Annotated in this window: 14 protein-coding genes; 13 read left to right on the top strand and 1 reads right to left on the bottom strand. The window is 64.4% G+C overall.

The window, feature by feature from the left end:
• The first annotated feature begins 9 nt into the window (after window positions 1-9).
• The 13 genes from KVF90_RS01360 (at window position 10) to KVF90_RS01300 (ending at window position 23,174) form a co-directional block, all read left to right on the top strand.
• Entirely contained in the window at window positions 10-2,331 is a 2,322-nt protein-coding gene (locus KVF90_RS01360) for a methyl-accepting chemotaxis protein (protein WP_413676998.1), read from the top strand.
• Window positions 2,328-2,816 (top strand): chemotaxis protein CheW, encoded by a 489-nt coding sequence (locus KVF90_RS01355; RefSeq protein WP_264393060.1) that lies wholly within the window; start codon window positions 2,328-2,330, stop codon window positions 2,814-2,816. The genes KVF90_RS01360 and KVF90_RS01355 overlap by 4 nt, the downstream gene beginning before the upstream one ends.
• A 63-nt stretch (window positions 2,817-2,879) precedes the next feature.
• Window positions 2,880-4,838 (top strand): methyl-accepting chemotaxis protein, encoded by a 1,959-nt coding sequence (locus KVF90_RS01350; RefSeq protein WP_264393059.1) that lies wholly within the window; start codon window positions 2,880-2,882, stop codon window positions 4,836-4,838.
• 5 nt (window positions 4,839-4,843) lie between these two features.
• On the top strand, window positions 4,844-5,698 hold the full coding sequence (locus KVF90_RS01345; protein WP_413677037.1) for a CheR family methyltransferase: 855 nt from the start codon (window positions 4,844-4,846) through the stop codon (window positions 5,696-5,698).
• A gap of 12 nt (window positions 5,699-5,710) precedes the next feature.
• On the top strand, window positions 5,711-6,784 hold the full coding sequence (locus KVF90_RS01340) for a protein-glutamate methylesterase/protein-glutamine glutaminase (RefSeq protein ID WP_264394607.1): 1,074 nt from the start codon (window positions 5,711-5,713) through the stop codon (window positions 6,782-6,784).
• A gap of 3 nt (window positions 6,785-6,787) precedes the next feature.
• Window positions 6,788-8,518, top strand: coding sequence for a hypothetical protein (locus KVF90_RS01335; RefSeq protein WP_264393057.1), 1,731 nt, complete (start codon window positions 6,788-6,790; stop codon window positions 8,516-8,518).
• Between the two features lie 305 nt (window positions 8,519-8,823).
• The gene (locus tag KVF90_RS01330) at window positions 8,824-9,903 is read left to right on the top strand and encodes an AraC family transcriptional regulator (RefSeq protein ID WP_264393056.1); all 1,080 of its coding nucleotides are present in this window, start codon (window positions 8,824-8,826) and stop codon (window positions 9,901-9,903) included.
• A gap of 132 nt (window positions 9,904-10,035) precedes the next feature.
• Complete coding sequence (locus tag KVF90_RS01325) at window positions 10,036-18,720, top strand: autotransporter-associated beta strand repeat-containing protein (protein ID WP_264393055.1); 8,685 nt, start codon at window positions 10,036-10,038, stop codon at window positions 18,718-18,720.
• A gap of 418 nt (window positions 18,721-19,138) precedes the next feature.
• Window positions 19,139-20,296 carry a hypothetical protein gene (locus KVF90_RS01320; RefSeq protein ID WP_264393054.1) on the top strand — a complete coding sequence of 386 codons (1,158 nt, stop codon included), beginning with the start codon at window positions 19,139-19,141 and terminating at the stop codon, window positions 20,294-20,296.
• 113 nt (window positions 20,297-20,409) lie between these two features.
• Window positions 20,410-20,979 carry a hypothetical protein gene (locus tag KVF90_RS01315; protein ID WP_264393053.1) on the top strand — a complete coding sequence of 190 codons (570 nt, stop codon included), beginning with the start codon at window positions 20,410-20,412 and terminating at the stop codon, window positions 20,977-20,979.
• Window positions 20,979-21,686 carry a hypothetical protein gene (locus KVF90_RS01310; protein WP_264393052.1) on the top strand — a complete coding sequence of 236 codons (708 nt, stop codon included), beginning with the start codon at window positions 20,979-20,981 and terminating at the stop codon, window positions 21,684-21,686. The genes KVF90_RS01315 and KVF90_RS01310 overlap by 1 nt, the downstream gene beginning before the upstream one ends.
• A gap of 13 nt (window positions 21,687-21,699) precedes the next feature.
• The gene (locus tag KVF90_RS01305; RefSeq protein WP_264393051.1) at window positions 21,700-22,212 is read left to right on the top strand and encodes a tetratricopeptide repeat protein; all 513 of its coding nucleotides are present in this window, start codon (window positions 21,700-21,702) and stop codon (window positions 22,210-22,212) included.
• Complete coding sequence (locus tag KVF90_RS01300; protein WP_264393050.1) at window positions 22,209-23,174, top strand: FecR family protein; 966 nt, start codon at window positions 22,209-22,211, stop codon at window positions 23,172-23,174. Before KVF90_RS01305 ends, KVF90_RS01300 begins: the two co-directional genes overlap by 4 nt.
• 3 nt (window positions 23,175-23,177) lie before the next feature.
• Here the strand turns inward: KVF90_RS01300 and KVF90_RS01295 are convergent, their stop codons facing one another.
• Complete coding sequence (locus KVF90_RS01295; protein WP_264393049.1) at window positions 23,178-25,367, bottom strand: CHASE2 domain-containing protein; 2,190 nt, start codon at window positions 25,365-25,367, stop codon at window positions 23,178-23,180.
• Between the last annotated feature and the right edge of the window lie 67 nt (window positions 25,368-25,434).

Raw genomic sequence — 25,434 nt, 5'->3', positions numbered from 1 at the left:
TAAGACCCGATGCCGTTCCAAATGTTTTCGCGGGTATCCGAAGATCAGGTTCTTACCGAGATCGCGCGTCTCGAAGCTGCGATTGCATCCACGGGTGATCATTCGCTACGCCTTGATACGGGCGCATGCAACGCTCCGACTCGCGCGGTGATTGAGGCTTTCAACCGCCTGCTCGAGACTGCCGCGCGCCCGGTGGAAGAGCTCGCCGGACAAATCGGCGCAATGGCGGCCGAGCATGACCGTGGCGATATCGATGTCGTGATCCCGGCAGACCAGTTCTCCGGCCGCTACAAGGAGATCGCCCACGGCATCAACGACCTCGTGACCGCGCATATCACGACGAAGAAGAAAGCGATGGCCTGCGTGGCTGAGTTCAGCCGCGGCACTTTCTCGGCGCCGCTGGAGCAATTCCCCGGCAAGAAAGCGTTTCTCAACGACACGATCGAGACCCTTCGCGGCAGCCTTTCCGGGCTGATTGCTGAGATGAACAACATGTCCGCCGAACATGATCGCGGCGATATTGACGTGGTCGTCGATGCCGACAAGTTCCCCGGAGAGTTCGGCGTGATGGCACGCGGGATCAACGACATGGTCGCTGGTCATATCGCCGTGAAGAAGAAGGCGATGGCCTGCGTGAAGGGCTTAGCCGAAGGCAACTTCGAGGCGCCTCTCGAACAGTTCCCCGGCAAGAAGGCCTTCATCAACGACACGGTCGAAACGCTACGCAACAACCTTACCGGACTGATCGGCGAACTGAACGCCATGTCGGCCGAGCACGATCGCGGCGACATTGACGCCATGGTCGATGACACCCGGTTCCGTGGCGACTTCGGAGTCATGGCGCGCGGCATCAACCAGATGGTTGCGGGCCATATAGATGTGAAAAAGAAGGCGATGGCCTGCGTCAAGGCGTTCGGCGAAGGAGACTTTAATGCTCCTCTCGAACAGTTCCCCGGCAAAAAGGCCTTCATCAACGAAACGATCGACACCCTGCGTGCCAATCTTCGGGCGATCACGGCGGAAATCAACCGGCTGATCGACGCATCGACCGCCGGCGAGCTTGGCACGCGGGGCGACGCCAAACGCTTCGTCGGTGACTTCGCGATGCTGATTTCGGGCATCAACGGGATGCTGGATGCCACGATAAAGCCGATCGACGAAGGCAACCGTGTGCTCCGCCTTGTCAGCCGTGGCAACTTCAACGAGCGCGTGGAGCTCGATTGCGGCGGCGACCATCAGCGCATGCGCGATGCCATCAACGAGCTGGTGGACAACCTGCGCACCAGCGCCAGTGTGGCTGACCGGATTGCCGAAGGCGATCTGACCGTGCGCCACACAGCGCTTTCGGAAGACGACCAGCTCGGCACCGCGCTCGCGAGCATGATCGAACGCCTTGGGGCGGTGGTCGGCAGCACGTCTGTCGCCGCCGAGAACGTCTCGACCGGAAGCAGGCAGCTTGCCGCAAGTTCCGAACAGGTCGCGCAGGGCGCGACTGAACAGGCTGCTTCGGCCGAAGAGGCCTCCGCGTCGATGGAGCAGATGGCAGCTAACATCAAACAGACCGCCGACAACGCCGCCCAGACGGAGAAGATCGCGCGCCAGTCCTCCAAGGATGCCGAGCTGTCGGGGCAGGCGGTGGAGCAAGCTGTCAGTGCCATGCGGACGATCGCCGACAAGATCGGCATCGTTCAGGAGATCGCTCGCCAGACAGATCTGCTCGCGCTCAACGCGGCGGTCGAGGCGGCTCGCGCCGGCGAACACGGTAAGGGCTTTGCCGTCGTGGCATCCGAAGTGCGCAAGCTTGCCGAACGCAGCCAGACAGCGGCCGCGGAAATCAGTGCCGTTTCCTCCAACACCGTGAAGGTCGCGACCGACGCAGGAGAAATGCTCGCCAAGCTGGTGCCCGACATCCGCCGCACGGCCGAACTGGTCACCGAAATCAGCGCCGCGTGTCGTGAACAGGATATCGGGGCCTCGCAGATCAACGAAGCGATCCAACAGCTTGACAAGGTGACGCAGCAGAACGCGAGCGCTTCGGACCAGATTTCCTCGACGTCAGAAGAGCTCGCTTCGCAAGCCGATGAATTGCGGCAGGCGATTTCGTTCTTCACCTTTGACCCCGGCCATGGCTCCGGCAGCCGGACGGTCAGCGCCGCGCCGGGCAAGTCGAAGCCGGTGACCCGCAGCGCGCCCGCCGCCCGTCGTGCCGCCGCCGCTGCGCCTAATCGCAATTCAGTGGCCGACCAGCAGGAACGCGTTGCCGGTTTCGCGCTCAACCTCACCGACGGCGGGGCCGACCCCGACGACGCCGAATTCGGACGCGCGGCATGAATCGCCCGGATGATCTCCAAGTCGTCGAGTTCGGCCTCGGAAGCGAAGTCTTCGCTGTGCCCGTCAAGCTCGTCCGCGAGATACTCGACTATGCGCCGCCTGCGCACGTGCCCAATGGTCCGGACCATTTCGTCGGGCTGACCGATGTGCGCGGCCAGGGTGTTCCAACGCTGGACCTGCGGCGGCGTCTGGGTCTGGAGGCGATCGAACCAACCCTCGCCACGCGTATCCTGATCCTTGACATTGCTCTGCCCGACCGCGCGCTGACGCTCGGTGTCGTGATCGACCGTGTGCTCAGCGTCAGCAGCTACGACGCGGCGCAGATCGAACAGGCACCCGACATCGGAGTGCGCTGGAAATCCCAATACATCACCGGCGTCGTCAGGCGCGAAACCGGTTTTGCCGTGATCATCGACGCTGCCCGCATCTTCACCTCGCAAGACGCGGCCATGACCGGCGATGAGTCGCAATTGATCGACGCCTGAAACAACCGGTCGGAACTGACGCACTGAAAGTGGCAGCCCGCCAAGACAACGAAAGAGGAATCAATGCCACTCAACCCCTTTGCCGCTGTTTCGACAGCCGTGGTTCTCGATGAAATCGCCCGGGTTGAAGCGGCGATGACCAGCGGGAACTGCGCCGAACGCCTCGTCACCCACACCGGCAATGCCGCGACCCGCGCGGTGACAGAGGCCGTCAATCGGCTGCTCGACAAGGCCTCTCAACCGTCATTCGATCTGTCGAAAGCCATCAGGCACATGGCGGACGAGCATCAGCGCGGCGATATCGATGTCAAGATCCAGACAGTCGACCTGCCCGGCCATTACTCGGACATCGCGCGGGACATCAACGATCTCGTGGACGCGCACATCTCGGTCAAGAAAATGGCAATGGCCTGCGTCAAGGAAATAGGCGAGGGCAACTTCAAGGCGCCGCTCGAACAGTTGCCGGGCAAGAAAGCTTTCATCAACGAAATCATCGAGACCCTTCGCGGCAATCTTTCCGGTCTGATTGCACAGATGAACCACATGTCTGCCGAACACGACCGTGGCGACATCGACGTCGCCCTCGATGACACGGCGTTCTCCGGTGATTTCGCTGCCGTCGCACGCGGCATCAACAACATGGTCGCCGGCCACATCGCCGTGAAGAAGAAGGCCATGGCCTGCGTCAAGGAATTCGGCCAAGGCAACTTCGACGCGCCGCTCGAACAGTTTCCCGGCAAGAAGGCCTTCATAAACGAGACGATCGAAACGCTGCGCCGTAATCTTCGCGCAATAACCTCCGAAATACAGGGTCTGATCCTTGCCTCCACGGAGGGTCGCCTAAGTGAGCGCGGCGACGACAAGCGTTTCGTGGGCGATTTTTCTGAACTTATTGTCGGCATCAATGGCATGCTCGATGCCACGCTCCAGCCGATCGAGGAAGGCAACCGCATCCTCGCCAAGCTGGGTGCAGGCGATCTGAGCGAGCGGGTCGAGATCGAATGCCGGGGCGATCACAAGCACATGCGCGATGCCATCAACGCCACCGTCGACAACTTGCGCGCGTTTGCCAGCAACGTCAGCCAGGCAGCAACCGAAGTGGCCGAGGGCAGCACTCAGATGGCGGCCAGCTCGCAGCAGCTCTCCGAAGGGGCCACCGAACAGGCCGCCTCTGCCGAGGAAGCCTCGGCATCGATGGAGCAGATGGCCGCCAACATCAAACAGAACGCCGATAACGCCGCGCAGACAGAGAAGATCGCCCGGCAATCTTCCAAGGATGCAGAATCGTCAGGCACTGCGGTTGAAAAGGCTGTCGGCGCTATGCGGACGATCGCGGAGAAAATCAGCATCGTCCAGGAAATCGCGCGTCAGACCGATCTTCTGGCGCTCAACGCCGCCGTCGAGGCAGCCCGCGCGGGCGAACACGGCAAGGGTTTCGCCGTCGTCGCATCCGAGGTCCGCAAACTGGCCGAACGCAGCCAAAGCGCTGCGGCAGAAATCGTCTCCGTCTCCTCCGACACGGTGAAAGCCGCAGCCGAGGCCGGGGAAATGCTCGCCAAACTGGTCCCCGACATCCGCCGCACTGCGGAGCTTGTGACCGAAATCAGCGCCGCCTGCCGAGAACAGGATATCGGGGCCTCGCAGATCAACGAGGCGATCCAGCAGCTCGACAAGGTCACGCAACAGAACGCGAGCGCGTCAGACCAGATCTCCGCAACATCGGAAACGCTAGCCTCGCGAGCGGAGGAGCTTCAGCAGTCGATGGCCTTCTTCCAGCTCGATACCGCCGCCCCATCTATCATGGGGACGCGAAGTGCCGCAGCACCGCGTAAGGCTGCCACTTCCAAGCCGGCTCCGCGCACTGCGGCACCCAACCGGGCTGCGCGCGCGCCTGCTCCAGCGCAGGTTACGGCCGCGACGAATTCGGTGGCGCACCAGCAGGAGCGAGCATCCGGCTTTGCGCTCGACCTGACGAGCGGCGGCCTTGACGCCGATGACGGCCAGTTCGGCCGCGCGGCATGAACGACATGACCCACGCCGCCTTCGATCTGGCGCCTGATACGGACCAGATCGGCGCAAGGCAGTTCAAGGCGCTGGCGGCGCTGATCCATGCCAAGGCAGGCATCAACCTCAAGGCCAGCAAGCAGACCATGCTTGAAGGGCGGTTGCGCCGACGCGCGCGTGCCTCCGGGTTTGCGACCATCGGGGAGTATTGCGATTTCGTCCTTAGCCCGGGCGTGGCTCCGAACGAGATCGAAAATCTCATAAACGCCGTCACGACGAACAAGACCGATTTCTTCCGCGAGCCGCTCCATTTCGATGTGCTGCTCGAGACGGTGCTGCCGGAATTCGCCGAGAATCGCCAACGCCTGGTCCGTTGCTGGAGCGCGGCATGTTCGACCGGTGCCGAGCCCTATACTCTCGCCATGCTGCTCGACGAGTTTGCCGGACAGAACCGCGGAATGGATTACCAGGTTATCGCTACCGATCTCGATACCGAGGTTCTCTCGACCGCTATCAAGGGAATCTACCCTCGGGAATTGGTTGACCCAGTGCCCGATCATTTGCGTCGACGTTACGTGCTGACGGCCAAGAAACCAGGCCGCAACGAGGTTCGGATCGTGCCTGAACTGCGGCGGAAGGTCGCCTTCGGCAGGCTCAACCTGATGGATGCGCGCTATCCGCTGGACGAACTCATGGACATCATCTTCTGCCGAAATGTCCTGATCTATTTCGACAAGGCCACGCAGGAAGCCGTAATCAACCGCCTGTGCGAGCGGCTGCGTCCGGGCGGCTATCTTTTCCTTGGCCATTCCGAATCCATCACCGGCTTCGCCGACTGTCTCACGCAGGTGGCAGGCACCGTGTTCAGGAGAATCTAGGTGCCTATAGGGATCAAGAAGGTCCGTGTCCTCATTGTCGATGACAGCGCAAGCGTTCGTCAGACGATGAAGGCTATCCTAGAAGAAGATGGTGACATCGAAGTCATCGGCACGGCCGCCGATCCTTTTGCCGCAGCGCGGATCATCCAGTCGCAGGTGCCCGATGTCATTACGCTCGATGTCGAGATGCCCCGGATGGACGGCATCACCTTCCTGCGCAAGGTGATGAGCCAATGCCCGCTTCCTGTGGTAATGTGCTCATCCCTGACCGAGGAGGGCTCAGATACGCTGATGCAGGCGCTCGAAGCGGGCGCCGTCGACATCATTCTCAAGCCGCGGATCGGCGTGGCAGATCACCTCAACGAAGCGCGCGCAGCGATCCGGCAGGTGGTCAAGGGCGCTGCGCGCGCACGCGTTCAGGCACGACAGCCCGGCACGCCGCGTTTGGAGCCGCAGGCCAAGCTTACCGCCGACGCGGTTCTGCCGCCGCCCAGCGGCAAGGCCATGAGCCGCACGACGGAGATGGTCGTGTGCATCGGGGCCTCGACCGGCGGAACCGAAGCGCTGCGCGAAGTGCTCGAGGCGCTGCCTGCCAATTCCCCCGGCATCGTGGTGGTGCAGCACATGCCGGAACGCTTCACCCGCGCCTTCGCCGCCCGCCTCGACTCACTTTGCGAGGTGAGCGTGAAGGAAGCGGAAGACGGAGACACCGTGATGCGCGGGCATGTCCTCATCGCGCCGGGAGGAAAACACACCATGCTCGAGCGGCAGGGGGCGCGCTACCTCGTCTCGGTGCGTGATGGACCGCTGGTCTCGCGCCATCGCCCCTCCGTCGACGTTCTGTTCCGCTCGGCCGCGCGATGTGCCGGTTCAAACGCAGTCGGAGTGATCATGACCGGCATGGGCGACGACGGCGCTCGCGGTCTGCTCGAGATGCACGAGGGCGGTGCGCGCACCTTTGCGCAGGATGAGGCAACCTCGATCGTGTTCGGGATGCCCAAGGAGGCGATCGCGCGTGGTGCGGCCGACAAGGTCTGTCCCCTTGGTTCCATCGCCAGGGAGATCCTCCAGGCCACGGCACGCTGAGCCATGCTGGCGGTCAAAACAGATGAGCCGCTCGATCGGCAGGACTATTCGTCCATGGCCACGACACTGCGTGCTCAACTTGGCGAGATCGTCGGCGTACTCACGGCCCGTTTCGACACCGCGAGTCTGGCACTCGGCGATGCGGTAACCACCATCGATCAGATCGTGAATGCGCTCCAGGAAATTGCGAGCGTTTTCGATACGGGCGAGGCGGCTGCCGCAGTGAGCAATCTGATGGAGGCCGCCGACAATCTGCAAACGGTGCCCGCGCAAGCCGGTGTTCGCGCTCAGGCTGTTGCCGAGATCCGTAGCAGCAGCATCAGTCTGCGCTCCTGCGCCGGCGATATCCTGCGCTGTATTCAGGTTCTCGACGTTTACGGCATGAACGTGAAGATCAACGCGTGCGGCGCTGCGGAGTTCATGGACTTCGCCGACCGGATGCGCGAGAAACTCTTTGCGGCAAGCGGCGAGGTACGGAGCCTCGACAAGACGCTCGAACGGCTGGAAAGCAGCCTGCGCGAGATGATCCGCAACGATGAATTGCTCGTCGAGGAATGTGCCAAGGTCGTGCCGCAGGTCCCGGACCGGCTGATGCAAGATGCTCAAGCACTCAGGCAGCATCAGGCAGGTCTGGTCAGACTTGCGCAGGCAACAAACGATGTGGCGAAGGCAACCCGGACCGAACTTGGTTTGGCAATAAGCGCCATTCAGATCGGGGACCGCGTTCGCCAGCGGCTCGAGCACGTAATGTTCGGCTGCCAGCTCGCCGAAAATGTCTCCGCCGGGGGCGATGATGACATGCTTCGTGTCGATGAATTGCAAAGGCACCTTCTGCCTCTTCTGGGTGCACTGACGCGCGCTGCCGCTGCCGAGTTCGCTGACGATGCAGAGGCCCTTGTCGTCTCGCTGCACCGGCTCAAGGAAACCTCCGCACACCTGACTGCCCTACAAGGCCCCGGTTGCGACGAAGAGGGGCACGGTTTTCTCGACCTGCTAAAGTGCGGGATTGCCGAGGCGAATGGCATAATCGACCAGTTGAGCCAGGCCGAGCGCCAGGGCGCCGCCACGCGCGAACAGATATTGGCGACGGTCAATGATGTTGCCGCACAGATGGCAGCCATAACCGAATTGCGATTGGAAGTTCGCAACATGGCCATCAATATCGGCCTGAGATGCCGAAACGTCGGCGAAACCGGCAAGCCGATCGCGGTCGTAGCGAATGAGATCAGAAGTTATTCTGATCGGCTCGATCTGATCGTGTCTTCTATTTCGAGGGCAGAGACAGCCTTGATCGAAAGCTCCTCCCGGATGGGCGGGCAAGGGGCTAAGGGAACTACATCGCTCGGCCAACTGTCCGACTTCGTGGATGTCATCGGCGAATGTGGTCGTCGAACAACCTCCTCGCTTGCCTTCGTTGACGCAAACGCGGGCAATGTTCAGTCAGCGTTGAACCGGGCCATCACAGATCTGGAACCACTGATTGGCGATACAGGCAATCTCGCAAACACGATCTCGATCTTTGATGCATGTGATCTCGATTTAGCGCCCGCGGAAGCGGATCCGAACGCGAAGTTGAGCGAGATTTATGGCTCGCTGTTTGCCGCATATACCATGAATGCCGAGCGGGACCTTCACAACAGGATCCTTGGAGAGCTTGGCCTCGATACACTCAGAACAGAGGTGGACTCTCCTTGTGATGTAGATGAAGATGATTTCGACGACGGCTTGTTCTAGTCCCACCAATATGTCGTCTCGGGGCGCAAAATCGACCTGACGCAATGCACGCTCGCAGTCGTGGGGTTATTCGACAAAGCGGAGCCTTTCTCGCCGGATCACCGCTGAAGGCCCAGAACTTCTTTGTCAGCGCGACGGCTACGCTGCCTGCGAAGTTTGTGCGGACTGTCGACACGGGGTCTTTCTGCAGGACCCGCCCGCCGCGTCCTTTCACAAAACCTCCGAACTGCCGTCGCTAGCAGGGAGTTGCGTTGCATCCGATCCGGATTAATCTACGCAGAAGCAATCGTGCACTGGGGGTGCGAATGGGGGAACTGTGGAATGCGGCCAAGGGGGCCGGGCTGTGGTCCTGGTCACCGGCCGACTGGGCCTGGTCGCCCGAGACGGTGCGCTGGTCGCTCGATCTCGGCATGCCCAAGTCGCCCGTCTATTTCGATGTCTCCACCGATGCCATGCCCCCGCAGGTACGATACGAGATGTGGCGCACCCTGCTCTATTACAGCTTCGAGGGCGATCCCCTGTCGGCGCAATCCGCGCGCGATTTCAGCGCGCGCACCCAGTGCCTGATCACCGATCCGGTTCAATTGCTGCGCTACCGCAGCTGTGCGGTGAGCGGCCGCGGCGTCCCTGCAGACCTGGCCAACGACCGAGAGACCTACACTATCGGCGTGGTGCTCGAGGGCGCGCGCACCTACGAGCAGGAGGACAGCGCGGCGCCGGTCGTCAGCCGGGCGAGCGACTTTTTCGTCTTCGACAACCGCTGGCATTCGCGCGTCGCGTGGAGCGATCACCGGGCGGTGCAGGTGTCGGTCCCGCGTGCGGAACTTGAGCAGCGCATCGGCGAGCGCATCCCCGATCCTGCGACAATGGTGCGGCTGCTCGGTGAATCGCACATGGGCGAGGTGCTCAAGCACCAGATGCTGCTTTCGGCCAAGCACATGGCGGCGGCCAACGAGGTGGAGCGCGACTTCATGCTCGGCCAGCTGATGCAGCTTGCGCTGTTCTCCTGCGAGACCGTCACCGCCGGGACAGCCGCGCGCGCCGCGCCGCGCCGTGACCTGTTCGGCGCGGCGGTTGCGCTGATCGAGCAGAACATCGGGCGGCCGGGCCTCGATGCCCGGATGATTCAGACGCATCTCGGCTGCTCGCGCGCGACGCTATACCGCGCCTTTGCCGAGGCCGGGACGAGCGTTTCCAACGCCATCGCCCAGTTGCGCATCAAGCGAGCCAAGGCGGTCCTCGCCACCTCGCCCGATCTGCCCGTCGGCGTCGTGGCGGCGCGCTGCGGATGGTACGACAGCGCCTCCTTCGCGCGGGCCTTCCGCCGCCACGAGGGGCTCAGCCCCAGCGAGTTCCGTGAGGAGCTGCGCACCAGCCGTGCATGAGACGATCTGCCAAATGTCGTGAGACGCAGGGCCTCTCGCCGCGCCCGAACCTCGTATAAGTAGCTGCCCCATGAAAATCGGCCTGGAGCGCAGGCGGGCCGGTCACGTCGTGATCTTCAGGGGAACTTTTCCATGACCACCGTCGCCGCAACCCGCCGCAGCGCCAAGCTGCTCGCCACCACCGCGCTCGTCCCGGCGCTGATGGTGATGGCCGCCGCGCCCGCGGCGGCGCAGAGCTGGGATGGGGGGGCGGGCACCCAGAACTGGTCCGACGCCGCGAACTGGAACCCTGATGGAGTCCCCATCGATAACCGGTCTGTCAGCCTCGACCAGACGGACCGGGTGGAGCTCACGACCGATTCCGCCAACCTGAACTTTCTCACGATCCAGGATCGCGCGTCTCTGGTGGCCAGGGCGCAATTGACGGCGATCAGGACCACGCTGCTGGACAGCGCGCAACTGATCATCGCACTCAATGGCAGGCTGAACGGTGATGTCGAGGTGCGAGGTCGCGACGCGGTTCTTTCCAACAACACGACTATCAACGGCAACGTGCTGTTCGCCCCGGTCGCCTCTGGCAATGCGAGGTTCTTCAACTACGGGGTCGTCACGGGCACGACGACGATCAACGGCGGGACCGTCGAGATAAGCTTCAATTCCAATTTCTCCGACACCGCTGCCTTCACGGTCAACGGGGGTCTGGTGAACGTGGTCCGCTCCGACACAATCGGGTCGTTGTCGGGCCGGGGCGGGACGATCAGCTTCGGGAACGGGACACGGTTGACCGTCAATCAATCGGTCGACGGCTCCTTCTCGGGTGCTCTCACCGGCAGCGGCAGTTTCAACACCACCTACTTCGCCAAATCGGGAACAGCCACGCTGACCCTTGCGGGCGCCAACACCACGACCGGCGGGCGTCGTCTGGACGTCCTCGAGGGCACGCTGCAGCTGCAAGGCGGGAATGCCGTCGGTGACCAGAATATCCTCAACATCGGCGAGGGCACTGTCAGGCTGCTCAACAGCGAGACGATCGGCGCTCTGGTTGGCGGCGACCTCGGAACGCTGGAGATGAACGGCCAGACACTTCTGGTCGGCGGGGTGGGCGCGCCCTTCACCGCGAACAGTTCCGTCAAGCTGCGCGGGGCGGGCGTCTTCCGCCTGGCTGCACCCGAATTGACTCTCCAATTGGACGGGGACCATGAATTCACCGGCACCTATCGGGTGTCCAATGGCGCGCTGCGCCTCGGCGGAACGGGAGACCCGGCCGCGTACCTGGAGGTCGATGGCGGAACGCTCGAATTGCTTGCGGACCGCGAGGCCGCCAGCGTCATCCTCGCCGGAGGGTCGATCACCGGCCCCGGCACTTTGACGACGTATTCGGACATCGACGCCCGCTCCGGCAACATTTCGGCCGCTCTGGCAGGTTCCGTCGGCCTCCAAAAGACGACAAGCGGCACCGTGACCCTGAGCGGTGCGAACACCTATACCGGTGAAACCCGCATCAGCGCCGGCACGCTTCAGATCGGGGATGGCGGGACGACCGGCACGCTCGGCACCGGCAATATCGTCAACAACGCCGCGCTGGTGTTCAACCGCTCGGACGACGTGACGGTTGGCGGCATCATCAGCGGCTCGGGTTCGCTGACCAAGAAGGGGGCGGGGACGCTGTCCCTTTCCGGAGCCAACACCTACGGCGGCAGGACGACGATCGAGCAAGGCGCGTTGCGGGTCGCGGGCGCATCGGCGCTCGGCTCGCCTGCGGGCAGCATCGTGGTGCTCGACGGGGGGATGCTGGCGTTCGACGTCGGGGTCGGGTCAGTGCCTGCCACTTTCGGCAATGCCATTACCCTCAACGGCACCGGGGTAGGCGGCCGCGGGGCGCTGTGGAGCCTCAGCGGCGCGACCACCCTGACGGGCGATATCACGCTGGGCTCTGCGGCAACGATCTCGACCGACGAATTTGTCTCGGTGACCGGCGGCATCAACAACGCCGGGCACCTGCTGACAAAGATGGGCGCCGGCCTGCTCCAGACCAGCGGCACCCTGTCCGGGTCCGGCGGGCTGACCCTGAACGAAGGCACAATCATCCTCGAAGGCGCCAACACCTATACCGGAACCACCACCATCAACAGCGGCAACCTTGTCGCTTCGGGAGGGTCCGCCATCTCTGACCTGGGTGCGGTGGAGATGACGGGCGGGCTTTTCGGGCTGAACAATGACGAGACCATCGGCGCGCTCGCAGGAACCGGGGGGAGGGTACAAAACAACGGCAGCGGCACGATTACCCTGACGGTGGGCGGCAATGGCCAATCGACGACGTTCGGGGGCCAGCTGGTGCAAAACCTCGACTTCAGGGGCGCCATCGCACTCACCAAAGTAGGCACCGGCACGCTGACGCTGACCGGTGCCAACACGACCAGAGGTACCTTGCGCGTCGAGGGCGGAATGCTGGCACTGGGGACAAATGGCACGCTGTCCGGCTCGTCTGCCGTGGAGATCGCGGGGGGCACCCTTTCCCTCGGCAGCTTCACCAACACCGCCGCCAGCGTCACCCTCACCTCGGGCAGCATCACCGGGGCGGGTACGCTCAACGTCAATGGCAACTACACGCAGTCGGGCGGAACGCTGGAAGCCGGCGCCACCGTGAATGTGGGTGTGACCGGAAGAATCCTTCTAAGCGGCGGAACGGTTGCAGGTACGTTGAGAGGTAACCGGACCTTCTCGGGCCCGCACCTGGTATCCGGAGGCAGCGTGCTGATCACTGGGTTCCTGGATCTGGGCGAGAGCCTCAATATCGGAGGTTTGGCCGAGGGTACGTCGCTCCGTGTCGAGAGTGGGGGACGGGTCAACACCATTACTGCCATCATCGCCCCGGACGCACTCACGACCGGCAGTGTCACGATCACGGGCCAAGGTAGCCGATGGAACTCTACTTTGCTGTTTGCAGGCGGGCTTGGCTCGGCTTCGCTGACGATCGCGGACGGGGGCGTGGTCACGACTAGCTTGCAGGGCTCGGTCGATTCGAGGTCGGGTCCCGGTAGCGTCGGCACTGTCACGGGTGGGGGCAGTCGCTGGGAGATGTCCGGGCTCGGCGTGGGCATCTCGGGCAAGGGCACGTTGACGATCGCGGATGGCGGCGTGGTCGCGACCGGCTTCGGCTCGGTCGGTGCCAACAGCGGCGCGTCCGGAGCGGTGGTGGTGAGGGGCGTCGGGAGTCGCCTCGAAGCGCCGAGGTTCCTGATCGTCGGTGATCGGGGCGAAGGCGCGCTGAAGCTTGCCGAAGGAGGTGTCGCGGCCACTCCGACATTGACCATCGGGCGATTCGAGTCCGGTACCGGCACGCTGATCTTTGGCGCGGCCGAAGGCAGCCCGGCGGCAGGCGCGGGCACGCTCGAAGCTTCGAGCATCATTTTTGGCGCGGGCACCGGCACGATCGTCTTCAACCACACCGCAAGCAACTTCGAGCTGGCCGCAAACATCTCGGGGAATGGCACGCTGCGCCAAATTGCAGGCAGCACCACCCTGTCCGGCGACAGCAGCAGCTTCACCGGCACCACCACGCTCCTCGGCGGCCGGCTGGAGGTGAACGGCACGCTCGGCGGCGGGATCAACGTCAACGGCGGGACGCTCGGCGGCACAGGCAGGCTCACCGGCCCGGTGACGATCAACGAGGGCGGCATCCTCGCCGCTGGGCAGAGCCCCGGCACGATGACCGTCGCTGCCCTGACGCTCAACGCGGGTTCGACGACCATCTTCGAACTCGGCGAGGCGGGGGTCGCGGGCGGTGTTAACAATGATCTCGTGCGGGTGACCGGTCCCCTGACCTTGAACGGCGGCTCCATCGACATCGTGCGCGGGGCGGGCTTCTCGACCGGGCAGTACACGCTGTTCGAATACGGCTCGCTCGCAGGCGCGCTCGGCAGCATGACGCTGAACCCGCTCGGTGGCGGCTATTTCGGCAACCTTGCGCTGGGGACGGATACGGTGTTGCTCAACGTCGCGGGCGCCGGCGACCTCGTCCACTGGAACGGCTCGACCACCGTCCCGACCGGTGCGATCGTCGGCGGGTCGGGCACCTGGAGCCTTGCCGGCGTCAACTTCACCAATGCCGCCGGTACGGTCAGCGGGCCGTGGGCGGGCAACGGCAACCTCGCGGTGTTCGGAGGGGCGAGCGGCGGTACGGTGACGATCGCGGCGGGCGAGACTGTTGCGCCGGTCGGCCTCGACTTCGTGACCGACGGCTACACCATCGTCGGCGGCGACGCGGCATCGCGGCTCGAGCTGGCCGGCCCGACCGGAATCAGCACCGCTAGCGGCGTCGGTGCGACCATCTCCGCGATCATTTCGGGTGGCGGCTCGCTGACCAAGACCGGGGCCGGCACGCTGACCCTCTCGGGCGACAACACCTATACCGGCCTCACCTCGGTGCTCGGCGGGACTTTAATCAACAGCGGCACGATCCTGGGCGGCGTGAACAATGCCGCGCGCGTCACCTCGACCGGCACGATCACCGGCACGCTGGTGAACCAGCTCACCGGCACGGTGCTGCTCGAAGGAGCCATGAACGGCAATATCGACAACACTGGTCTGATCACGCTGACCGGCATCACCACCGGTATCACCAACCTCAACCAGGGCATCTTGGACGGCACCTTCGACATGGCCGGTTTCAACACCGCGATCGGCAGCCTTTCGGGCGGCGGTTCGGTGCGGCTCGGTTCGGGCACGCTGACGATTGGCACGGGGAGCGGCTCGACCGGCTTCTTCGGCGAGATTTCGGGCAGCGGCGGCGTGACCAAGGTTGGTGACGGCACGCAGGTCTTCTCCGGCGCGCAGACCTACACCGGTCTCACCCAGATTGACGGCGGCTTCCAGGTCGTATTCGACGGCAGCCTCGCCGGTTCGGTGCTCAATAATGCGGGCTTCTCGCTCGGTGGGCTCACGGGCAGCCGCCTGTTCGGCGATCTGACCAACACCGGCACCGGCTTCGCCGAAATCTTCGGCCAGGTCGATGGCGCCGTCCAGAACGACGGTCGTCTCACGAGCCTCGGCCGGACCACCTACCTGTCGCGCATCACGCAAGGGGCAGGCGGCAGCTTCGAACTCAACGGGTTCGATTCGACCATCGGCAGCCTTGCCGGTGGCGGCACAGTGCTGCTCGGTTCGGCGATGCTGACCACGGGCACGGACAACACCGACTCCACCTTCGGGGGCGTCATCAGCGGCAGCGGCGCGCTGACCAAGGTCGGAACGGGGGTCTCCACCCTTTCGGGCCTCAACACCTACACCGGCCTGACCACGATCAGCGCCGGCACTCTGAGCGTCGCCTCGACTGGCGGTATCGTGGGTGCGGTGCAGAACAACGCAACCTTCAACAATGACGGCTCGGTCGGCGGCATACTGATGAACAACGCCGGGGCGAGTGCGACCAATAGTGGCACGATCACCGGGCGGGTCATCAACAACGGCACCTTCACCTCGACCGGAACGCTGAATGGCGGCCTGTTGAACAGCGGCACGTCGCAGCTGGGCGGCGCGGTGAACGGCGACATCGACAACTCGGGCACGATCACGCTGACCGGCATCAGTACCGGGATCAACACCGTCGCGCAGACCGGCACCGGGGTGTTCAACCTCGCCGGGTTCAACACCACGATCGGTACGCTGTCCGGGCTTGGCGCGGTGAACCTCGGTTCGGCGACGCTGACGACCGGCGGCAGCAACACCTTGACCAATTTCGGCGGCGTGATTTCGGGCGGCGGCGGTCTGACCAAGGTCGGCACGGGGCTGATCAACCTGACCGGCGTCAACACTTACACTGGCCTCACCACGGTGAGCGCAGGGTCGATCGGCCTTGATGTCGGTGCGATGATTGCCGGTCCGGTGCTCAATAACGCGACCTTCATCAACGCTGGTACCGTCGGCGGCCTGGTGACCAACAACGGCTCCTTGACTTCGGCCGGCACCATCAATGGCGGGCTGATCAACAATGCGGGTGCGACCGCTGAGCTGGCTGGAACTGTCAACGGCGGTGTCAGCAACTCGGGTGCGATCACGCTTTTCGGCAACCTGGCCGCCAGCGGGGCGTTCAACCAGACCGCGACGGGCAGCTTCAACCTTGCCGGCTTTGCCGCCTCGCTCGGCAGCCTTGCCGGGTCGGGCACGGTTTCGCTCGGCTCGGGCCAGCTGACGGTGGGCGGTCTCAATACCTCGACCAACTTCTCGGGCGTGATCTCTGGCAGCGGCCCGCTGATCAAGCTCGGCACCGGCACCTTCACCCTGACGGGCGTCAACACCTATACCGGCACGACCTTTGTCGACGCAGGCACGCTGGTGCTGGCGGCGGGCGGCGAGCTGGAGGGCTCTGTCCGCAACGCAGCGACGTTCAACAATGCCGGGACCGTGCGCGGTGTCCTTGCCAACGTCGCAACCGGGACGGCGACCAACAGCGGCACGATCGGGGGCGGGGTCAACAATGCCGGCACCTTCACCTCGACCGGCACGATCAACACCGGGCTTGAGAACTCGGGCATTGCGCAGATTAGCGGCGCGCTGAACGGCTTCGTGACGAACAGCGGCACGATCACGCTGACGGGCTCCACCACCGGGATCACCATCTTCGACCAGTCGGCGGCGGGCACCTTCAACCTTGCCGGGTTCAACACCACGCTGGGTGCGCTCACCGGTGCGGGCAGCGTCAACCTCGGTAGCGCGCGCCTTACCACCGGCGGCCTCAACCTGAACACGCTGCTCAGCGGCGTGATCGGCGGCACAGGCAGCCTCGAGAAGGTTGGCACCGGACGGTTCACCCTGACCGGCGCCAACAGCTACAGCGGCGGCACCACCATCACCGGCGGCGCGCTGCAGCTCGGCGATGGCGGGACCACCGGCTCGATCGTCGGCCCGATCGTCAACAACAGCATGCTGATCGTCAACCGCTCGGATGCCAACACGCTGGCGGGCAACATCTCGGGCACGGGCATGTTCGCGCAGGTCGGCACCGGGATCACCACGCTGACCGGGACCAACACTTATGCGGGCGGCACGCTGATCACCGCCGGGCGCCTGGTGGGCAATGCCATGTCGCTGCAGGGACCAATCCAGACCGACGCACCCGGCGTGCTCGAGTTCGCGCAAGCGACCGCGGGCACCTATGCTGGTTCGCTCCTCGGCACGGGCCGCTTCGACAAGACCGGGGCGGGGCTGCTCACCCTCACCGGCAACAGCAGCACTTACACCGGCGGCACCTTCGTGATCGGCGGAGAGCTGCGGGTCAACGGTGACTACCGTAGCTCGGTGGTTACGGTCCAAACCGGCACGACCCTGTCGGGCACCGGCATCATCGGCGGGCTCGTCGCCCAGAGCGGCAGCACCATCGCGCCGGGCACCAGCCCGGGCACGCTGACCGTCAACGGCAATGTCAGCCTCGCGGCGGGCAGCACGGTGCAGTACGGGATCGCCGCAACGGCACCTTGGGACCGGATCCTCGCCACCGGCACGGCCTCGCTGAACGGCACCGCTGCCTTCACCAACCTCAGCGGAGCAAATGCCTACGCCTTTGGCAGCACCTACCTGCTGCTGCAGGCCGATGGCGGGCGCACCGGCACCTTTGCGAACACCACCGGCTTTGCCGGGTTCGGGAACATCTACCGGCCCGAACTGGTCTACACCGGCACGCAGGTGTCGCTGCGGTTCGCGCCGAACCTTCTGGCCAACATCGTCGGCAACACGGCGCTGACCGCCAACCAGCGTTCGGTGGTGAACCGCATCGATGGCGCGGTGGCCGCGGGTTACAACCCGCAACCGCTGTTCAACATCTACGCCCTGCCGACCGCGCAGCTGCCGGGTGCCTTCGACCAGCTCTCGGGCGAGGTCTATGCGACCGCGGCCGGCGTCGGGATCGAGCAGGAGCGTCTGCTGCGTGAAGCGGTGCTGGGCCGTGCTGCCTCGGCGGCGATGGCGGCACGCACGACGCCCGGTGCGGGTTCGGGCGTGGGCGCCTGGGGCCAGCTGTTCGGCGGTTGGGGCGATGGCGATAGCGACGGCAATGCCGCCGCCTTCGACACCGACCGTATGGGCTTCGTCACCGGCCTTGATTACGGCAAGGCGAACGAGAACGGCAGCTGGCGCGCGGGTGTGTTCGGGATGCAGATCCAGAGCGATGTCACCATCGACGCACGCGGATCGGCGAGCGAGGTCGAGCAGTCGGGTGCTGGTGCTTACGCATCGCTCACCACCGGCGGGTTCGGCGTGACGCTGGGCGGTTATCTGACCGAGGTTGATCTGCGGGCCTTCCGCAACATCAACCTGCCCGGCTTTGCCGAGACCAATGTCGGCGTGACCGAGGGCAAGGGCCGTCAGGCCTTTGCCGAGCTGTCCTACACGATCGAGGCCGGCAAGGCGCTGATCCGTCCCTTCGTGGCCGGGTCGATCGGCACCTTCAAGCTGGATGGTCTGCGCGAGACAGGCGGCGCTGCGGCGCTTGATGTCGCCCGCCAGAGCTACTCGACCGGCACGGTGACCGGCGGGATCGACGGATCGGTCAAGGTCGGCAAGGTCCTGCGTCTGGGCGGTTCGCTCGGTGCGCGTGCCCAGCTGGGTGACCGCGATCCGCAGGCCCTGATCGCGCTGGCCGCTGCTCCGCAGCAGGCCTTCGCGATCGACGCCGCGCAGCTCGACGAAGTGGCCTTCGCCGGACGCTTCGATGCGGTGCTGGAACTTGAAGAGAATCTCATGATCTCGGTCGGCTACACCGGCCTGATCGGCTCCACCCAGACCGACCACGGCGCGCGCGCAACGGTACAAGTGCGGTTCTGAGGACAAGACAGCGACGCGGCGTTCCAAAAGTGGTCGCCGCGTCGATCCCGCTAGAAGATAGCCTTGCCGACCGTTCGGTCCGAAGTGACCGTCGGCGCCTTCTGTCAAGACCAGACATTCGAAGTGGCGATCGTGAACGACTGGGTCTGGTCGCTAGCTGACACTGCCCCGCTCAGTCCGTGAAACGGAAGTAGTCAACGTCCGTTTCGCCAAGCCCGACATTTCTAGGACGCGGTCCCGTAGCCGTCGTCACGCAATGGCCCCTCGCGGCGCGCCAGTCCTCTCTATAGTTCGGTGCCTGCTTTGTGTTATCAACGAGCGGGCTCTGGGAGGGAGAATCGTTATGCGACGCACTTGGTCGGCTCTTGTCATCTTTGGCGGGGCGGGTTGCGCCGCGGCGCTTCTATCAGCCACCGCCATGTCGCAGCCCGCCGCGTCCGGCCCGGTGCGTTATGCCATGGACGCTGCGACCATGAGCGGCATGGGGGCAATGGCCGGCGGAGGCGGGCTCGGCGCGATGATGGGCATGATGCGCGGTGGTGCGCCCGAGCCGGTGCGGCAGCTGACCCTTCGCCACAGTGCGGGCATCACCGCACCCAAACCGCAGGCCGATCACTTCATGCCCAAGGGCGCAGGGCTTGGCGCATCCGTGCGGCTGCTCCCCCCGCCCCGCGGCGAGACCGGGGGCGAAGCGGGCTTCGAGCGGCCGAGCGGACGCTTGCTGCTGTATTGGGGCTGCGGCGCGCGCGCACCCAAAGGCCAGCCGGTTGTGATCGACTTTGCCAAACTCGCTGCGGGCCAAATGCCGCCCGGCTTGTTCATGAGCGGCGCGGACCTGTCCGACGACTGGCAGGCCATCATGGCCAACAGTCCCACCTACACGACCTGGCCCAACGGCAAGGACAGGAAGGCTGTGCCCGCAAGCGGCTCGCTGATCGGCGCGCACCGGATTGCCGCGAATTATTCAAAGGAGATAAACTTCACGCTTGGTGACGACTTCATGCCTCCGTTGCAGGCCAGCACCAGCAGCATAGCGGGAGGCGCCAGCCAACTCGCGTGGGGCGGGATCGACAAGGCAACCGGCTATTACGCCTGGGCGATCGGCGCCAAGGACGGGGGACGAGGCGGCGCGCCGACCGAGATGGTGTGGTGGGCTTCGTCGAAGCAGCAGGCCTTTGGCGGCCCCTTGTGGGACTGGATCTCGCCAGCCGGGGTGCGAAAGTTGATCGCGGCCGGAACGGTGATGCCGCCCGAGCAGCGGGACTGCACCATTCCCGCCGAAGTGATCAAAGCCAGCGGCGAGGGGATGATGGTCAATCTCCAAGCCTATGGTCCGCAGGCCGATTTCGCCTATCCGCCGCGTCCGGCGGATGCCCGCAAGCCGTGGAATCCGGAATGGGTCGCGCGCGTGCGGTTTCGCTCTTCAACCATGCTGATCCCGGGAATGGAAGGCATGGCTGGAGGCATGGACCGGACGGAACCCGGTGCGAGCGGGACCACGGACACAAAGCCGCGGAAGCCCAAGTGCAAAGGCCTGAAGGGCTTGGCAGAGCGCGCCGCGGGCCTATGCGAATAGTGGGGTAAGGGCCAGCGCGTGGCCGTCCCCACGTGACCCTTCCCGCCTGCGTATATTTGACCTTGCACAGTGCGAGGCCTAATGTCGGCGACGTTCGAGGGTGGGGGGATGCCATGCCGGTCTTCAAAGGTGCAAGGACAGCGCTCGCCATCGGTGCCTTGGCTTGCGCCCTCACGTCTATGCCTGCGCAGGCGCAGCTCGGCAGTCTCATCAACGGTGGCAAGCGCGGCGCGGACAAGGCGGATGCCTGCGGCAAGGGCAAAAAGGGCGACAAGGGCCGCGGCGTTCTGGGCGGCATGCTGGGCGGCGCCGTCGACGAATTGACCCGCTCCGCTGGGCTCCGATCCTATGTCCCCATTCCCGAATTCTCCGATCAGCTTACCGAAAGCATCGCCTGTCGGCTCGATCCCGAGGAGCAAAAGCAGGCCGCAGAGGCAACGCTCAGCATCACCCGCACCGACGGGGATGACACCCTGCCCGAAGTCGGAGCAAGCTCGTCCTGGAGTTCGAACACCCGCAACGATGTGAGCGGCAGTTCGACCGTGACCGGGCGTCAGGCGTCCGGTAGCAATCTCGACTGCATCACCGTGACCGATATCGTCATTATCGACGGCGAGGAAGCCCGCGCCGAAAAGCGCATGTGCCGGGCGCCGGGGTCGGCTCGCTACTCCATCGTGGCCTGATGCGCGGTGCACGCATCCTGATCGGTTTGATGGCATGGCTTATGCTGGCCGGCGCGACGAAGATGGATCCGGACAATCCTACCTGTCCGGCGGAACCCGATTTCGGGCCGAGAACCGCCATGACGCTGACCCCTGCCGATCGCGATGGCAAGCGCGTCCTGCTGGCTGAAGGTGCGATCGATTCGACCTTGCCTGCCAGGCTCAAGGCAGCGATCGAGGCGGATGATCGGATCGAGGAGATCTGGCTGCGCTCGCGCGGCGGCAATGCCCGCGCAGGGAACGAAGCGGGCAAGGTCATCCGGTCCTACCGCGGGATGTTGACACGGGTGCCGCGCGGTTGGGCGTGCTTTTCGGCCTGCAATTTCGTGTTCATGGGCGGCGACCGCCGGGCGGTTGATGAGGGCGGCGTGTTCATGGTCCACATGTTCACGCATACCAATGATCGTGCGCTGATTGACGAGGTCGTGATCGAAGGCAGCACGGCAACCACCGAACTCATCGCCAGTATCGAGCAATCCTCGGCCATGCTGGCAAGCGAAGACAATGATTTTCTGATCCGCATGGGCGTCAGCCGGAAGCTCCTGACGGACATCATCTACAAGCAGCAAGCCGTGAAAAGCGAAGGCGATCCGAGTACCCGATATTGCCTCAATCAGAACGAGGCGCGCGAATACAACGTCGTGCCGATCGAAGTGCCAACCCCCTGACGGGGGCCGATGCGTGATCCCGGGAGCGCATGGCGGCTATCACCATAATCGTTGGGATTTCCGCAGCGTTAATCCGGGCCTTCAATCCATGCTTGCTTGCAATCAAAGAACCGGCTGTGGCATGCCTAACTTGAAAGCGGTGACAGCAATGATTGTTTCGTCGTTCCGAGCCATACCTTTTGCTTTTCTGATTTTGGTCAGCACCCCGGCGTTTTCGCAGACGCTTCAGCAGCTTGATGCGCTTTCGGACGAGACCGTCGACGAACAGACCGGGATCGCTTTGGCTCTCAAACAGACCGAGCGGGGCGAACTGCTTGAGGCATTGGCGACAATCGAGCGTGTCCTGACCCTGTTTCCTGGATCGGCGGAGGCGCGCTTCAATCATGCCATGTTGTTGTGCAGGATCGGTGATCCACAGGGTGCTCTGATCGAGTTCGACAGGCTGAAGGACAAGGACTATCCACCCCAACAGGTGAAACAGGCCATCGCGAACTGCCGGATCGCTGCCGGGGAACGCCAGTCATGATAACTGCGCGTTTGCCCTTTCTGTCAATTGCCGGCGCCAGCCTTGTCGCGATCAGCGCGCTTGCCAGTCCGGCCGCAGCGCAGCAGCGTGTGGAGGTCGGCAATGCTGCCAGCGTAGCCGGCGATGTCACGCTCGCAAACAGCCAGACGAGGAAGCCGGTCAATGTCCAGCGGCGCCAGCGCATTGCCTGGGGCGACCTGATCGAGACCGGTCGCAACGCGCAGATGCAGATCCTGCTGCTGGATCGGTCAAACTTCGGCATCGGGCAGAGATCGCGTATCCGGATCGACCGGTTCGTCTATGATCCGAACAAGGAAAGGTCGGTTGTCGCGACCCTGATCAAGGGTGCCTTGCGCTTTTTCTCTGGAGAGGAGAGCGGCAGGCGCAGCGGCGAGATCTCCACGCCATCCGGTCGGATCGGCATTCGAGGAACTGCGGTCGACATGATCGTGGGCGAGGGCGCGCGCGACATCGCCGAGAAGGAGCCAGCGGTCGGCAATGTTCGCGGCAACAAGAACGAGGCGACGCTGGTGGTGTTGCGCGGGCCGGGGAGCATGGCCCAGCCCGGCCTCGCGCCCGGGCGTGTCGAAGTGAGCGGCGCAGATGTCACGGTGGTCCTCGATCAGCCCGGCCTCGCAGCCTATATTCCGCGCCAGGGTGCTGCCCCGATCGGGCCGTTCCGAATTGGCGACAGGGGGCTTGCACGGCTGCAGGACGAACTCGCCCCGCGATGGGCGCGCAGTTTCAAAGGCGGCATCCCGACTGAAGCGATCGCGGGCGCAGCCGCAGCCGCGGTGATCGGCGGCATCCTGCTCGGCAACCGCGGGCGGGACGAGCCGGACCAGAATAACGGGCAGGCGGGTAACCCCAACCAGACGGCCACCACCAATCAGGGAAGCAATCAGCCCGATCCGGTGTGCCGCGACGCCGCAGGGCGACAGATACCCTGCCGGCCGCGTTGAACGCTACTTGGCGGTTGCCTGATAGGTGCCGTCCCAATCCTTGTCGGGCGGGTTGACGGAGAGACTGGCAATCCGATCGGCAAAAAGGGCGCCAAGGCTGGCGATCCCGAAGCGGGCGAAGTGCGGTTTCGCCCCTTCCAGAGCGGCCAGTGCCTGCGGCCACGTCTGCGCGCGATAGGCTTCCAGCATCGCCGCGTGCGAGGCGGCCATGGCGGCAAAGCTTGCTTCGGCACGCAATCGTTCGTCACCCAGTAGCGCGTAAATCGCCATCGGCGCATCACGGCCAACGACGCGGACACGGTCGAGTTCGATAACCGCAAAGTCAGGCAAGCGAAGGGCGAGCGCTTCACCCATAATCACAGGCACCCCGTAGAGCTTGGTGAGACCCTCAAGTCGGGAGGCGACGTTCACCGTATCGCCGATCAGGGTGTAGGACAGCCGTTCACGCGACCCCATGTTGCCGACGCAGCACAATCCGGCATTGAGGCCGATCCCGATCTCGACTTCGCCCGGCCAAGGGACCTCGTCCTGCTGCGCCATGGCAGCATTAAGCGCACGGGTCTCGTCGATCATAGCCAAAGCTGCCCGCGCCGCATGGACGGGATGGTCAGGGTCATCCAGCGGCGCATTCCAGAACGCGAGGATGGCATCGCCGATATACTTGTCGAGCGTTGCCTTGTGAGCGAACAGGATGGCGCTCATCGGCGTCAAAAACGCGATCAGAAATTCGATGACCTCGCGCGGAGAATAGCGTTCGGAGATGCGGCTGAAGCCACGGATGTCACACATCATCACGCTCATGTCGCGCTCCTCACCGCCAAGCTCGAGCTTGCCCGGATCGGCGGCAATCTGGCGCACGAGTTCGGGTGAGAGGTAGCGGTCGAAGGCGGCATGGATGAAGCGGCGCTGGTGCTCCTCGCGGTAGAAGGCCGCAACGGTTTGCACCGCGTAGACCGCAAGGATTGCCAGAACCGGTAGCACCGGATCGAGCAGGTATCCTGCGCGGGTGAAGGCAAGCCAGCTGCTGAAGCCGCTTGCCACAATCAGGCCGAGCGCAGCCAGCGCCCCCAGCGCAGCGCCAAGACGCGGCAGCAAAAGCGCAAGGCCTGCACCCGCCAGTACCGCCAACAGGCCTTCGAGCGCGCCCGCCCAATCCGGCCGCTCAAGATAATGGCCAGCCAGAATCTGCTCGGCGGCGGCGGCATGGACATTGACGCCGGCGACGCTTTGGCTGAGCGGTGTCGCAACCAGATCTTGCAAGCCTTCTGCGCTGCCACCCACGAACACGATCTTGCCCGCCACGGCCGCCTTCAGCGCCGCATCGGAGATGTCACCGCCGATGATGCGCCATGCGGGCAGGGTTTCGGTCCGAGGGGTCGCAGCATAGTGCACCCACATCTCGCCCGCATCGGTGAGCGGAATTTCGGCAGGCCCGACCCGGATCGAAACGGCCGCGCCCGGGCTGGCCAGCGTCTCGCCGGTGCCGTCGCTGGCCAGAAGATTGGGCGAACCAGCACCCAGTGCCATCCGCACCGCCTCCAGAGCCAATCCGGGGAGGGGTTTGCCTCCCTGTATTGCGGTCAGCGGCACACGGCGCACAATCCCGTCATCGTCCCCCTGCAGGGTAACGAAGCCGGTGCCCGCCGCGGCTTGCTCGATCAAGGGGAGCGGTCGCAGTGCGCCAGCATAGGTCGCCACATCGCGTTCGGGCAGGGTCCCGGCGATGGTAAAGCTCGCGCGTGCCTCGACATCGCTCCCGCCTTCGCCCGGTCCGAGGAAAAAGTAGCCGGCCACCACGGGCACCTTGTCGAAACTTTCGACGAACAGACGGTCGTGGCTCGGTAGCGTGAGCAGAGTCGGTGCAAGCGGGCTTTGGGGGTACCGCGCGGCAACGGCTTCGGGTGACGTTCGGTCGGCTTCCGAGAACACGATATCATAGGCGACCACCTTCGCGCCGGCCTCGCCCAGGCGCCGTGTCAGCGTTGCAAGTTCGGTGCGGGGCCAGGGCCATTGGCCGGAACGCCGGATCGATTCCTCATCAATATCGACCACCGCGACACGCGAAACGGGCTGCCCTTGCCATGGCGCAATGCGTTGAAAGGTATCGAACGCGATGGCCTCGGCGCGCTGGAGCGGCATCGGGTTGCCAGCCGCCACAAGCATCACAACCGCGAGCGCCGCAAAACCCGCCAAGGAAGGCCCTATCCGTCCAGCCCAACTCTGCAAGCGCTCCACGCGATCTCCCCCGATACGCTCGTGC

The organism is Porphyrobacter sp. ULC335 (assembly GCF_025917005.1).
GTDB lineage: Bacteria > Pseudomonadota > Alphaproteobacteria > Sphingomonadales > Sphingomonadaceae > Erythrobacter.
The sequence above is the reverse complement of the archived record's forward strand: the minus strand, read 5'-3'. Positions and strand labels throughout refer to the sequence as shown.

Bases quoted from the DNA above. Each gene is read 5' to 3' on its own strand.
- KVF90_RS01360 (WP_413676998.1), top strand. From the start codon at position 10: ATGCCGTTCCAAATGTTTTCGCGGGTATCCGAAGATCAGGTTCTTACC.
- KVF90_RS01355 (WP_264393060.1), top strand. From the start codon at position 2,328: ATGAATCGCCCGGATGATCTCCAAGTCGTCGAGTTCGGCCTCGGAAGC.
- KVF90_RS01350 (WP_264393059.1), top strand. From the start codon at position 2,880: ATGCCACTCAACCCCTTTGCCGCTGTTTCGACAGCCGTGGTTCTCGAT.
- KVF90_RS01345 (WP_413677037.1), top strand. From the start codon at position 4,844: ATGACCCACGCCGCCTTCGATCTGGCGCCTGATACGGACCAGATCGGC.
- KVF90_RS01335 (WP_264393057.1), top strand. From the start codon at position 6,788: ATGCTGGCGGTCAAAACAGATGAGCCGCTCGATCGGCAGGACTATTCG.
- KVF90_RS01330 (WP_264393056.1), top strand. From the start codon at position 8,824: ATGGGGGAACTGTGGAATGCGGCCAAGGGGGCCGGGCTGTGGTCCTGG.
- KVF90_RS01325 (WP_264393055.1), top strand. From the start codon at position 10,036: ATGACCACCGTCGCCGCAACCCGCCGCAGCGCCAAGCTGCTCGCCACC.
- KVF90_RS01320 (WP_264393054.1), top strand. From the start codon at position 19,139: ATGTCGCAGCCCGCCGCGTCCGGCCCGGTGCGTTATGCCATGGACGCT.
- KVF90_RS01315 (WP_264393053.1), top strand. From the start codon at position 20,410: ATGCCGGTCTTCAAAGGTGCAAGGACAGCGCTCGCCATCGGTGCCTTG.
- KVF90_RS01310 (WP_264393052.1), top strand. From the start codon at position 20,979: ATGCGCGGTGCACGCATCCTGATCGGTTTGATGGCATGGCTTATGCTG.
- KVF90_RS01300 (WP_264393050.1), top strand. From the start codon at position 22,209: ATGATAACTGCGCGTTTGCCCTTTCTGTCAATTGCCGGCGCCAGCCTT.